The following is a 12,278-nucleotide window of genomic DNA, read 5'->3' on the forward strand; positions in this document are numbered from 1 at the left end:
CAGTGTGAGCGTTATCTCTGATGCTGAATTCGTTGACCTGTACCTCGGCGATGGATTTGCCGATGCCAAAGGTCTCCCTGGGCAGGCACGAAGGGTTGAAGCGCCCGCCGAGTGGCGGGCGGACCTTGAGCGCTTAAGGGCGCAGTGCGAGGAAAAGCACAAGGCAACCCAGGATCCAGAGTTCGCCCTAATTGAAGATGGCGTCGTCCTTCGTGTAACCCAGTTGCTGGATTTAAATGGCAAGCCTGTGTTTGTCGTAAGCAAATCCTCAGTCCAGATCCGTCCATTGGACCTGCTGGGTCTGCCAGATTATCTGCAGGACGCGCTGATGAGCGACACAGTTCGCGGCCTGATATTCATTTGTGGGGAAATGGGCACAGGGAAAACCTCCAGTGCTGCATCACTGGTGAAAGCCCGCCTTGAGACCTGGGGAGGCATTTGTGTGGCTGTCGAGGATCCTCCAGAACCGTTTTTGAATGGTCGGCATGGTAGTGGGCGCTGCATTCAAGTTCCGGTCTCTCGCCGGATGGGGGGATACGAGGAAGCGTTGATTCTAGCGCTGCGCACAAGAGCCGATTTCCTGTTCGTGGGAGAAATTCGCGACAGCTCGACAGCAGCACAAGTAATTCAAGCCTCGATCAATGGCCATCTCATCATCAGCACAGGCCATGCAGGCAGCGTTACTCAAGGCATTGAACGTATATCAGCCCTAGCTCAGCCGTTACTCAAAAACGCCCGAGAGCTGCTCTCCAAGGGGTTGGTGGCCGTTCTTCACCAGTCCTTATCAAGCGGCAACGAAGGCAGTCGTCGATTAACCCTGCAGAGCCTGCTTTTCACGGGCGATGACGGACCGGGCATCCGAGAGAAAGTCCATGCAGGAAAGATCACGATGCTCGATCACGACATCGCTCACCAATCATCAAGGAGTCTCTGGAATGACCAGTAGGAACAAGCAGCGGGGCTTCTTAAGCTTGGACATGGCGATCGGATTGGCGGTTTTCTCCGTTGTCGTCACTTTGGCGATCGCATGGCAAATCAAGCAGATGGACTCTCAGGACTATCGAATTGCTGCTGATCAACAGAGAACCATTTCAGAGGCATTGGCCAAATATCTGAAGGATAACTACAGCGTGGTGCTGGCCAACGCGGCAGCAACCGTACCGGTGCAAATAACCGTTCCGATGCTCGTCAACACCAACTACCTTCCTGCAGGTTTTAGCGCCACTAACGCTTTTGGGCAGACCATTCTCGGCCTCGCGCGGAAACCCAACCCCAATCAACTGGAAGTGATTGTGGTTACTACTGGTGGGCAGACTATTCCAGAAATGGGTATTCGAACCATCGCTGAAAATCTCGGAGGGCCTGGTGGCTTCATCTCTTCAGCCAACCCGAACATCGTCCAGGGCGTGCGGGGTGGATGGCAAGTTGCACTAAGTAACTATGCTATAGCTCCTGGCCCAGGACATACAGCTAGCGCACTTTTCCTTATGGATGGTGCGTTGGCTAATGACTATCTGTATCGAAACGCAGTGCCAAACCATCCAGAATTCAACACGATGAATACTGATATCACGATGGGTAACCACAATATTAACAACGCAGGAAATATCACAGCATCGGGCAACATAACAGCTAACGCCGACATTACAGCTCGAAACGTCAGCGCCACAGCCAATGTAAATGCCGCTACTGCAACCATTACCGGTGATACCAGCACAGGTGGTTGGTTCAGAACACGTGGTGACACAGGCTGGTACAGCGAAAAATGGGGAGGCGGAATTTATCAAAATAGCCCCAACTGGGTCCAAGTTTATAACAACAAAAACTTTTCAACCGGTGGTGAACTATGGGGTGGAAAGATAACCTCGACTGGCAAGATAACGGCCTATGATCGCATTCAGACAAATGAATATTTGTCCCTGGGAGGCTTAGCTAACGAGGGGCAACAATGCAGTGACCGAACCCTTCTTGCAAAAAGCGCCGTGGGAATAACGTTGTCCTGCGAACAAGGCATATGGAAAAGACCAGGTGGATGGGAATTCCAGCTGATCCAAGGCACCTGCCAGGCGCCTGCCAGAGGAAGTGTGACCTGCTCCCTCGGCGACACTACATGGAAGTCATGCTCTTTAACTGGCGCTTTTGGCATCGGAGATAGCGAGACTGGGTACATCTTCAGAAATGCAAGTGGATGGTTTCTCTCCACATCTCGACTTTCCTGGCCAGGTCTTTTCTATTGGAGCTGCTTCAAATAAAGCATCCATTTATAAAATTTCAAAAACGTTTTATTGTTTATTTATGGGGATTATGGCAGTGCAGACGCTTGAAAATAACGTTGAGTATAGCGCTGGAGAATTACAGACCTGGCTAAGCACCCGAAGCAGGATATGCTCAACTGTGTTATGGCGTCGCGCATTAGAAGGAAAAGAGGCATTCGAGGTCGGCGAGTTCACTTACAAGTTACACCCAACGGCCTCTGGTCGTTATTTAGTGAAAAAGATCGCCACTATGGAATTAATCAATCCACAACGCAAACCAATGAGCATCAAGCGAGCCGCAAAGTGGACTGTCATTGCGCTTGGCCTAGTAGGGATTTGCTTAACATTGATTATCCTAACGAAATAGTTTTGCTATTGACGCGTAGGTGGTAACAACCACCGTTCTGTGGATGGAGCTCTTATCATGACAATGCAATGGCTCGTTTTGATGATTGTGCTCATTGCCTCCAGCATTTTCATGGAGAACCAACATCAGGACCAACGTATATCCGACTACGCTACCCTCGACTCGCTGGGTCGCAGCTTTCTGGTGTACCGATCTGCCGCTACCGAATATGCCCAGGCCAACCCGGGCTTCAGCGGGGTACCGAGCGATTCTGCGCTCAACCTACCTGGGTGGTTTGTGAAACCTGTGGGCTTAGGTTCTTACATCTCATCAGGAACGGCCTATACTTATTTTGATGGGGTTGCACGGTCAGGCTTGCCTTCTGTGCTGGTAGACCTGACAAAGACAACTACCGTTGGTTTAAAGCATTCAGGAATGCTGATTTCACAGATAACTGGGGCAACCGGTATTGCAATTCCGTCCCCCGTTCCCGAGGGTGCGGTCGTCGCCGTCAATTAGTCTCAGTCGACCGACTTTGAAAAGCGCCGGGTTGCATAAGCTCCGGCCTATCAACATAATGATCACAACAACGTTTCCACCCCGTTGGCTACTGGCGGTCATCAGTAGCGCCCGGTGATGCGGCTTGCCTCATCACCAACCCCAAAGCACGCATAGCTCCGGGAAGGGCGTGCGGACCTGGTTCAGAGCTCTCCCTGTGTCTCCCTGTTCAAGCCAGACACGCAGCCGTCTAACTCGTGAATTGCGAGTTCAAAGGCACATAGGGCTCTGTTGAGGTTCGAAGCACCGTAGTCTAAGGGCCACACTGGTGTTGTGGCCCACACTTTTTAAAGCTCACACAATAGGTAGCCTGATCATCTTGCAAAGGATGATCAGGCTACCTATTGGTAGCTGCTTTTCCTTGCCGGTGGCCCGCCGGCGAAACGCAGGGCTCCCTTTGTGCGCGGATGCGTGCCTTATGCTAGCTGGCCTCAGCCACGATAATCGGCCAGGTGTTGGAAGTAAGACGTTCAGATCACAGCCCAGGGATCAATAACGCCTTCATCCCGCACAGGTGGTATTTTTTTCTTAAAGACGCTTCTTACTACATCCGAGAGTGACTGTTGACCCAGCTACTCTCGGTAGCTTCTCCTGTCGACCTGAACCTGCTTTGCCCTCCCCGAAATATCCCTCCCCGCTTGACACATCACCATCCCCCCTTCGATGATATGGACGTGCTTTGCTGACGTCGTCAGCATCATGCCCAGGCAGTTAGGATCTTGAAGACTGCGATACGATGTTCGTGTCAGATCCGCCCAAGACCGCTGAGCTTCTGGTAGCGCGGTCGGTCGACAATCGTCGATGGAAGCACCTTATGCAACTCACCTCGCGGGGAAATCACTTCCCCAACAGGGTCAGTGGGTTCTCCGCATTCATCCTGCAGGAGAATCACCATGTCCAAACTTGCTAATGGCTTCGGCTTCGCGCTTGGCACCATCACGCGACAATTTCTGCGTGCGGTAAAGAAAACCAGCGCTGCGCCCACAGCTATCCATACCAAAGCAGCTCCGTTGCTTCCACCGCCTTGCGTACCTGAGCGTCTCGTACGTGAGATGGATCATGTACCGGCAATAACTCGTAAAGGTGTCGACCTGAACCTTTGGTACGCGGCGAACACTCGAGTGGTCCAAAAGCCTGCTCGTAAATCGCGTAAGAAGCCGGCTGCTCCCTCGTTGGTGCCAGCAACTTGCTAAGTCTGCGCCCTTCGCCTCTGTAGGGAGCCTTCCCAACGGGAAGGTTTCCTCGGAGTTTTCCCGGTAGGGGCTTGACAAGCGACAATCGTATTTCCATGATCTGCACATGTATCGCTGACGTCGTCAGCAACATGCCCAAGTAGTCTGGATCCGCAAGACTACGATGCGGTTTTCCGCATTGATCCACTCCCAAGATCGCCATAGCTTCCGGTAGCGCGATCAGTCGACTTAGTCGATGGAAGCACCTTTCCCACCCATGACGGGCCTATCCCGTCAGGGCAGGCCTCTCACTTTTGGAGGTCTGATGAAAACTGAACTGGCTCTCTACCAGGCGTTGATTTCGATTAACGTCCCGGAACAGAAGGCAAATGCTGTTATTGAAGCTTTGGAGACCGACATGCTTTCACGTTTGGCTACCAAGGCAGATTTAACTGCTCTTGCTGCAGAGTTCAAATCTGAAATTTCTCAGCTTGAAGTCAAGCTCACCATTCGCATGGGCGTCATGTTGTCTGCAGCTGTCGGTGTAATGATCACTGCAATGAAGCTGATGCATTAAACAACCTTAAGCTCCACCCACCCTCGCGGGGAATACTTTCCCCCCTTGGGCGAAGTGTTTCTCCGCTTTCTGTTATTTCGAAACTGGAGAATCACCATGAGCACTAATCAATCCAACGAAGCAAAATTCTTCGACCTTCACACCACTGGTATCGGTTATCTCAACCGTATCCGTGAAGTGAAACCTCGCGGCAAAGGTAAGCCATTCATGGCAGTTACCGTTGCGGCACTGCGCGGGTCGATGGATGATGCCGAGTATTCCTATATCGACTGCAACGTGGTCGGCGCTGAAGCTGAAAAGCTGATTCGTCGCAGCCAAGCAGCCGTTGAAGCCGGAAAGAAGGTCCTTGTGAGCTTCCGCATCGGTGATATCTGGACCGACGCATTTACCTACGAAAAAGGCGATAAAAAAGGTCAACCTGGAGCAAGCCTCAAGGGACGCCTGTTGTTTATCGGCTGGATCAAGGTGGATGGGGTAACTGTCTATGAAGCCAAACCGAAAGACTCTGCTGAGCCCCTTCCTGCCGAGGATGGTGCTGCTGGAGATTATTCGGATGACGCCCATGGACAACCAGAACCTGAACAACGTCAATCTGCATGATTGAAATCATGGCGCCCCCTGGGCGCCTTTCAATATTCGTACCGAAGGGAACGCCTCCCTTCGGGATTGGTGATTTCCGACCCCTGGAGATAAACCATGATGATGAATCCTCAACGACTGCCGCTGCTGACCGAAATTGGTCTTTTAGCTGCTCAAGCTAGTGTTTACAGTGAGCTGGATAAACTACTTCCGAGCAACCCGGCGCTCGATCCCGATGACGACCCGCGCTACACCCTTACTTCTGACCTTTGGTTAGAGGTCCTGGATGGCGTTATCTCATTGGCAAAGATGGACCATCGAGATGAATTCACTCCCAAAAACAGCCTACTGTTATCGGAGTACGGACTTCTCAAGGAATATCGAAGAGCTCGCTGGGAGTTGGAAGATGAACTTATTCATCCCGAATACTACTAACTCGCTATTAACACACTCTGCAAACTCTGCATCAACCCCTTCAACTGCTACTTGCGCAGCGGAAATGGAGAAGGCGCAGAAATCAATTAACCTCTGGCTTTCTCAAGGGGCAGAAGCGGAAAGGATGGGCGACACGTTCTGGGCAGAGTTATCGGCCGAGAAGGTGACTAAGTACCAATCGATTCTAGCAAGCCTTCAAAAGACAGCATAAATCACACAGCTGACAATACCCCGCCGGGAACCATCTCCCGAACGGGCCAGGTGGTTTTCGCACCTGGAGATAAACATGCAAACCACCACTAACCTCGTGTCATCTGACCTGCTCAAGCTCCCGGTCGTTTTAACACCTCGGGCCTGGCAGGAAGCGGTGCATATTGAAAACCCACAGGATGCAAGTGTTGTCAGTGAGCGACTGGGCGAAGTTGTCCTGGAAGCCTATCGAGAACTGCATTTGCAACCTGACAGCACACAGATCCATTTCGGCCTCTATCGTTTATTGCCTGCCGGCAATAGCACTGATCGAGTCTGGCTGGACCTAAAACTTGACCGCATAGAATCACCGCCAGGCGTTTTCTATCTGTACATCTCACTCAATGAAGAAACTCATACTTCTTGCCCGTAATCCTTCGACATTCACAGCACTACCCAAAGCCCGACACCTGTCGGGCTTTTTTCGTTCGTAGCAGTGTGGAGCTGCCCATGATCAACATCCCCGGCCAACTGGCCATCCGTACCATCAGCGGCCGTAATGGCGAATTCAACGTCGGACGGCTTTCGACCTCTATCGGTGAGTTCGTGATCAAAGACGCACTCCTTGATCAGTACGATGAAGGCAAATACCGAGGCGACTTTCTGATAACGGAGATCCGTCCTTCGTATTACTCCACAGCAGGCCGCCTGGTCGTTGAGATCCGTGCAAAGCTGGAAAGCATGAGCCTCGACGACGTCGACAATCTGACACCAGAAGACGCCGCCAGGCTCTCGCCAAACGAGCCTGACCCTATGGATGAAGAGTCTTCTTCCAACCTCTCCAAGCCTGTGCAGCGGAATAATCTGCCCGCCGTACCGGCTACCAATAAACAGGTATCAAAAGAGGATGCCCCGTTTGGGATGACCCCGACCGGCGGAACCAACGACCTCGAGGCAGATGCCGAGTTGTTCGGCACAATCTGGCCTCTAAGCGATACAGTCAGGCTGGACACAACTGTTGATCGTCAGCAACTACGCCAACAGTGCAGTCGGCTCTCTGAGCTCGGCTATGTACACAACTTCAAACTGCAGGTATGGAATATCTCCAATACCTGACGATGCTCGCGATACGGCAAGCCAATCGGCACAACCCATGAGGGGCTCCCTCCTGGGCGCTCCTCTACTTAGCAGGAGCAGCACATGAATCCAATCTTCAATAACCTAACCCAAGAAATCCTTGAAAACATCGAAGATCAGCTCGCCAATAACGAGGTATCGACGAATGAGGAGCTTTGGGACTTCTTCGTAGAGGAGCTCGAAATGACGGCAGAACAAGCCGATGCCGCCGTTGCCCTTCGCCCCAAATACCCGGGGCAAATCTTTCTCACTGGGCACAGCCCTCTATTTCAAGACGAGACGGTCTCGTTTGACCCGAACGAAAAAACGTTCAAATCGGACGACCAGCTGTTTCCCAAGCAATAAAACTTACTGCTAACACCCCCGAGGGGCTCACCGCCCCTCGGGGCGGGTTCCCCCTCCATTATGGAGGTTCCCATGCCCAGCCCTACCCCGCTCTTCCCAATCGAGGAGTGCAATGATCTCTTCGTCGACGCTTGCGCGTGTGACGAACAACGCAACCTGGTGTTCCTCTCTGCATGGGGTCGAGACACGGCGCTGCAGGAGTTCCTGGCCAGGCTGACCCTCGGCACGACAGAAGATGGTCTAAGCCAGTTTCACATCGTTGTAGATGGCCAAAGTCTTCCTGTCTTTCCCAACATCGATCTGTTGGAAAAGCGCACCACGCGACAATTGCGCGGTACGTTATTCGGCAGCTTGATTCACCTCTGGTTGTTTGACCGACGCTGCGTACAGCCGGATCGGGCCAACCACTTCGCCTACGCCCTTCTTGAGAATGGGCAGTCACCTCATCAACGGCTTTGGCCGTTGATACAGGACACCTGTCCATTACCGCTGCTGCCCCATTGGCAGGAGCAGGTAATGGGGTTGCTCACCCAACACGACATGCTGCAGCTGTTACCAGGAACGTCCGGCGCTGTAGCGGCATGGCGTTTGTCGTTGCAACTCGACGTCCTCGAACCTGCTTTAGGCGATCTCATTCGCCAAGGGCAACTCTCAACCCACGCTCAGTTTTGAGCCTTGATCCAGGAGCCTCATCATGGCCTTGATGTTCCCACGCTTGGCGCGCAACTTCGCTCGCAATGGCTACTACCCCACTGACGAAACGACGCTGGAACGGACCCTGCAGGCGCTGGCACCCTCTCCAACCGGCAAGATGCGGATTTTTGATCCCTGTGCTGGTGAGGGTGTTGCACTGGCTGAAACGGCTCATGCGCTCGGACGTGACCGCGTAGAAACCTACGCAGTCGAGTATGACCAGGAACGTGCCAATCACTGCAAGACACTGCTGGATCGCGTGCTGCATAGCGATCTGATGGACACCATGATCAGTCGACAGGCCTTTGGCTTGCTCTGGCTCAACCCACCCTACGGTGACCTGGTCGCTGACCATGCAGGTGCCTCACAGTACCAAGGTAACGGCCGTCGGCGCCTGGAGAAGATGTTCTATCAACGGGCGCTTCCACTGCTGCAGTACGGCGGGGTAATGGTACTGATTGTTCCGCACTACGTGCTGGACGATGAGCTGTGCGGTTGGCTCTGCAATCACTTCACTGAACTGCGGATCTACAATGCCGCTGATCCAACCTTCAAGCAGGTGGTGATTTTCGGTATACGGATCCGCCGCCAGGACCTGGCTCGACCGCAAGAGGTCAAATACGTACGCGCACGGCTTCAGGCAATCGGCGCCGGCACATTGAGTGCGGAAGCGTTACCAACGAGTTGGCCATGGGAGCCCTACAGGGTTCTCCCAACATCCACTGAGCTGGAACACTTCTACCGTATTAGCCTTGAACCTGAGCAGCTAAGCGATGAGGTCAAACGCCTTCGTGGCATGTGGCCGGACTTCACACTGCATTTTGGTCAAAGCGGCGCTCAGCCACGACCTCCGGTAAGGGAACTCTCGCGTTGGCACTTGGCGTTGGCCTTGGCTGCCGGCGCGATATCCGGCGTGGTGACATCCAAAACCGGCCGAGTATTGGTGCTCAAAGGCGATACCTACAAAGATAAGGTCCGCAAGACCGAATTCACCGAGGACCAGGACGGCAACGTGTCTGAGGTAAGGATCCTGACTGATCGTTTCGTGCCCATCATTCGGGCATGGGACATGACGCCAGGCTCTGCCAACCAAGGCCGCGTGATCACTATCAGTTCATCGGCGGACACGCCGCATGAACCTGATGAGGCGGTGACACAGCCAACACTGACCCCACCACCACGAGTGACATTTGAACCGGGCTGCTTAGTGCTGACCCAGTCGGTGCACCATCTGGTGGAGCATGGACATCTCGATCCAAGCACTTACTTGCGACGGCATTTCTCCGGCGACTGGGGGGAACTGCCCAATGAAGACTGGAGCAGTACCCAACGGGCTCTGACCTCCGGGGATCGATTGTTCTCCTGTTATGACATATGCGCCGGCGATGAGACCCGGCTCTGGATCATCACCGAAGCTGACCGAAGTGCAACAACCGTGTTGCTGCCATCGGACTACTGACCCACCACGCCAACCTGGCCATCCATAAATCAACCCGCAGGGTATTCACAATACCCGTCGGGGTGTCGTGCATGCCCTGTTTCATTCCTTACGGAGAAACAAACATGAACGACCTATCAAACACCGCACGCCCACCTTTGACTATCGGCTTAACCGAATTCATCGACGAATTCGGTGATAGGTTGCTGGATTCGCTCAACCGCTCTAACCCACCGGTTTACGCTGGCAACATCAACGAAATCCGCCAACGGATCATGAACACGCTCAAACGCCAACCGTTCCCGGCGCAAGCCGAGGTTGTCCAGGCCGTCACCGCACTGCTGCTGGACCGCAACGAGCAAGCCGCTGTCATCAACGCCGAAATGGGCACAGGTAAAACCATGATGGCCATTGCTATTGCGGCCGTGATGCACGGCACTGGCTACCGTCGCACGATGGTCGTTTCACCTCCTCACCTGGTCTATAAATGGCGGCGAGAGATTCTTGAAACCATCCCAGATGCTCGGGTTTGGGTGCTCAACGGCCCCGATACCCTGGTCAAGCTGCTCAAGCTGCGTGATCAACTGGGAGATCCCTACGATGGTCGACAAGAGTTCTTCATCCTAGGGCGCGTGCGCATGCGGATGGGGTTTCACTGGCGTCCCGCGTGTTGGTCACGTCGCTCTGCTGGCGGACACCGCTTTGCAGGCTGCCCAGATTGCGGTCGACTTCTGGAGGATCTAGAAAGCAACCGGATCACTGTCGAAGAGTTTCACCGAGAGGAACGCCGTCAAAGCTGCCCTCACTGTCATGGCCAACTCTGGACGCTGATGCGTCCAGGCAAGGCTGAAAACGGAACGCGTCGGGCAACCATACTGAAGTCGATGTGCCGAATTCCGACCATCGGCCCAATACGAGCAGACAGATTGCTGAATGACTTCGGGGAGGATTTTCTCGCCTCGATGCTGATCGATAACGTCAGCGAATTCATCAACCTGATGGACGTCAAAGGCAACTTCATCTTCAGCGATCGCCAAGCCAAACGCATGGAACGTGCCATGGCCAACATTGAGTTTGGTTTTGGTGAGGGCGGTTACCAACCCACCGAGTTCATTAAGCGCTACCTACCAGACGGATATTTCGACCTGCTGGTGGTGGACGAAGGACATGAATACAAAAACAGTGGCTCGGCCCAGGGTCAGGCCATGGGTGTATTGGCAGCGAAAGCACGTAAAACCGTGCTCCTGACCGGTACCCTCATGGGTGGCTATGCCGATGATCTGTTCTACCTCCTGTTCCGAATACTTACCCGGCGCATGATCGAGGACGGTTACAAGCCAAACGCGCGCGGAAGTATGGCCCCGGCCGCGATGTCATTCATGCGCGACCACGGCGTATTGAAGGACATTTACACCGAGCGGGACAACGTGTCACACAAAACAGCCAAGGGAAAAAAACTCTCGGTGCGGACGGTGAAAGCCCCAGGCTTCGGCCCTAAAGGCATTCACCGCTTTGTGTTGCCGTTTACCGTGTTTCTGAAACTTAAAGATATCGGTGGAAACGTGTTGCCGGCGTACCAGGAAGAATTTGTCGATATCAGGATGTCTGCAGAACAAGCGTCGGCTTATCAGCAATTGGCAGGAAAACTGACACAGGAACTTCGACAAGCATTGGCCCGTCGAGACACTACCTTGCTAGGGGTAGTACTCAACGTGCTGCTGGCTTGGCCTGACTGCTGCTTTCGACCGGAGATCGTTAAGCACCCTCGTAGCAAAGACACCTTGGCGTTCCTCCCCTCGATCTTTGCAGATGAGCAAATAATGCCGAAGGAGAAAGCATTGCTCTACCTCTGCCTCATGGAGAAAGCCAAAGGCCGAAAGGTTTTGGCCTATACCGTGTACAGCGGCATTCGTGACACCACCTCTCGTCTGAAACGACTGCTGGAGCAATCTGGTTTAAAAGTAGCGGTCCTGAGGGCGTCAGTGGATACCGCCAGACGCGAGGATTGGATCCTCGACAAGGTAGACAGAGGAGTCGACGTACTGATCACTAACCCGGAGCTGGTCAAGACCGGGTTAGATTTGCTCGATTTTCCGACCATAGCTTTCCTGCAGACGGGGTACAACGTGTACACCTTGCAACAGGCAGCTCGACGGTCATGGAGGATCGGGCAGAAACAACCGGTACGAGTCGTTTTTTTTGGCTACGCACAAAGCTCGCAGACTACCTGCTTGCAGTTGATGGCAAAAAAGATCGCGGTAGCTCGCAGCACCTCGGGAGACGTACCTGAATCAGGTCTCGATTCGTTGAACCAGAATGGGGATTCGATAGAGATGGCACTTGCTAGACAATTAATCGCTGTATGATCTCAAGGCTACCTCCGGGTAGCCTTTTTCATCACATTGAGGCAACTTACCAAAAACGGCATTCAGTTTGATCCAACTGACTCGGCATCCTGCAAAGAGTCAGCCAGCTATCCACATAGTTGAGTTTTGACCTGGGAATAAGCGAAATCCCCATTGGTCGATTTAGCCTTTGCCTTTGGCGTAGTGGG

The 12,278-nt window shown here is 53.3% G+C and carries 14 protein-coding genes; all 14 read left to right on the plus strand.

What is annotated here, in order from left to right; all coding sequences use genetic code 11:
• The first annotated feature begins 4 nt into the window (after window positions 1-4).
• The 14 genes from BFP96_RS04200 to BFP96_RS04250 all read left to right on the plus strand — a co-directional run bounded on the left by BFP96_RS04200 (window position 5) and on the right by BFP96_RS04250 (window position 12,090).
• Window positions 5-946 (plus strand): ATPase, T2SS/T4P/T4SS family, encoded by a 942-nt coding sequence (locus BFP96_RS04200; protein WP_065935664.1) that lies wholly within the window; start codon window positions 5-7, stop codon window positions 944-946.
• A complete protein-coding gene (pilV, locus tag BFP96_RS04205) occupies window positions 936-2,252 on the plus strand; it encodes a shufflon system plasmid conjugative transfer pilus tip adhesin PilV (RefSeq protein WP_065935665.1) in 1,317 nt (438 codons plus the stop codon). The genes BFP96_RS04200 and pilV overlap by 11 nt, the downstream gene beginning before the upstream one ends.
• Entirely contained in the window at window positions 2,185-2,622 is a 438-nt protein-coding gene (locus BFP96_RS30045) for a hypothetical protein (protein ID WP_139113342.1), read from the plus strand. The genes pilV and BFP96_RS30045 overlap by 68 nt, the downstream gene beginning before the upstream one ends.
• Window positions 2,623-2,679: 57 nt before the next feature.
• Complete coding sequence (pilM, locus tag BFP96_RS04210; RefSeq protein ID WP_065935666.1) at window positions 2,680-3,120, plus strand: type IV pilus biogenesis protein PilM; 441 nt, start codon at window positions 2,680-2,682, stop codon at window positions 3,118-3,120.
• Window positions 3,121-4,052: 932 nt separating this feature from the next.
• A complete protein-coding gene (locus BFP96_RS28770) occupies window positions 4,053-4,352 on the plus strand; it encodes a hypothetical protein (protein WP_083216578.1) in 300 nt (99 codons plus the stop codon).
• 304 nt (window positions 4,353-4,656) lie between these two features.
• Entirely contained in the window at window positions 4,657-4,908 is a 252-nt protein-coding gene (locus tag BFP96_RS04215) for a hypothetical protein (RefSeq protein WP_065935667.1), read from the plus strand.
• A 96-nt stretch (window positions 4,909-5,004) separates the two neighbouring features.
• Entirely contained in the window at window positions 5,005-5,508 is a 504-nt protein-coding gene (locus tag BFP96_RS04220; RefSeq protein ID WP_065935668.1) for an STY4534 family ICE replication protein, read from the plus strand.
• 96 nt (window positions 5,509-5,604) lie between these two features.
• Entirely contained in the window at window positions 5,605-5,922 is a 318-nt protein-coding gene (locus BFP96_RS04225; RefSeq protein ID WP_065935669.1) for a hypothetical protein, read from the plus strand.
• Between the two features lie 286 nt (window positions 5,923-6,208).
• Entirely contained in the window at window positions 6,209-6,544 is a 336-nt protein-coding gene (locus BFP96_RS28775) for a hypothetical protein (protein WP_083216579.1), read from the plus strand.
• 77 nt (window positions 6,545-6,621) lie between these two features.
• Window positions 6,622-7,227, plus strand: a complete 606-nt coding sequence (locus BFP96_RS04230; RefSeq protein ID WP_065935670.1) for a DUF3275 family protein — start codon at window positions 6,622-6,624, stop codon at window positions 7,225-7,227.
• 84 nt (window positions 7,228-7,311) lie between these two features.
• Window positions 7,312-7,593, plus strand: coding sequence for a hypothetical protein (locus BFP96_RS04235; protein ID WP_065935671.1), 282 nt, complete (start codon window positions 7,312-7,314; stop codon window positions 7,591-7,593).
• Between the two features lie 72 nt (window positions 7,594-7,665).
• Window positions 7,666-8,265: a hypothetical protein gene (locus tag BFP96_RS04240; protein WP_065935672.1), complete on the plus strand. Its 600-nt coding sequence runs from the start codon at window positions 7,666-7,668 to the stop codon at window positions 8,263-8,265.
• A 22-nt stretch (window positions 8,266-8,287) separates the two neighbouring features.
• The gene (locus tag BFP96_RS04245; RefSeq protein WP_065935673.1) at window positions 8,288-9,745 is read left to right on the plus strand and encodes a DUF6094 domain-containing protein; all 1,458 of its coding nucleotides are present in this window, start codon (window positions 8,288-8,290) and stop codon (window positions 9,743-9,745) included.
• A gap of 104 nt (window positions 9,746-9,849) precedes the next feature.
• Window positions 9,850-12,090, plus strand: a complete 2,241-nt coding sequence (locus BFP96_RS04250; RefSeq protein ID WP_065935674.1) for a DEAD/DEAH box helicase — start codon at window positions 9,850-9,852, stop codon at window positions 12,088-12,090.
• Window positions 12,091-12,278 lie beyond the last annotated feature (188 nt).

This window comes from Pseudomonas sp. 34 E 7 (assembly GCF_900005715.1).
In the GTDB taxonomy this organism is placed as follows: domain Bacteria; phylum Pseudomonadota; class Gammaproteobacteria; order Pseudomonadales; family Pseudomonadaceae; genus Aquipseudomonas; species Aquipseudomonas orientalis_A.

Bases quoted from the DNA above. Each gene is read 5' to 3' on its own strand.
- BFP96_RS04215 (WP_065935667.1), top strand. From the start codon at position 4,657: ATGAAAACTGAACTGGCTCTCTACCAGGCGTTGATTTCGATTAACGTC.
- BFP96_RS28770 (WP_083216578.1), top strand. From the start codon at position 4,053: ATGTCCAAACTTGCTAATGGCTTCGGCTTCGCGCTTGGCACCATCACG.
- BFP96_RS04240 (WP_065935672.1), top strand. From the start codon at position 7,666: ATGCCCAGCCCTACCCCGCTCTTCCCAATCGAGGAGTGCAATGATCTC.
- BFP96_RS04220 (WP_065935668.1), top strand. From the start codon at position 5,005: ATGAGCACTAATCAATCCAACGAAGCAAAATTCTTCGACCTTCACACC.
- BFP96_RS04250 (WP_065935674.1), top strand. From the start codon at position 9,850: ATGAACGACCTATCAAACACCGCACGCCCACCTTTGACTATCGGCTTA.
- BFP96_RS04245 (WP_065935673.1), top strand. From the start codon at position 8,288: ATGGCCTTGATGTTCCCACGCTTGGCGCGCAACTTCGCTCGCAATGGC.
- pilM (WP_065935666.1), top strand. From the start codon at position 2,680: ATGACAATGCAATGGCTCGTTTTGATGATTGTGCTCATTGCCTCCAGC.
- pilV (WP_065935665.1), top strand. From the start codon at position 936: ATGACCAGTAGGAACAAGCAGCGGGGCTTCTTAAGCTTGGACATGGCG.
- BFP96_RS04235 (WP_065935671.1), top strand. From the start codon at position 7,312: ATGAATCCAATCTTCAATAACCTAACCCAAGAAATCCTTGAAAACATC.
- BFP96_RS04225 (WP_065935669.1), top strand. From the start codon at position 5,605: ATGATGATGAATCCTCAACGACTGCCGCTGCTGACCGAAATTGGTCTT.
- BFP96_RS04230 (WP_065935670.1), top strand. From the start codon at position 6,622: ATGATCAACATCCCCGGCCAACTGGCCATCCGTACCATCAGCGGCCGT.
- BFP96_RS28775 (WP_083216579.1), top strand. From the start codon at position 6,209: ATGCAAACCACCACTAACCTCGTGTCATCTGACCTGCTCAAGCTCCCG.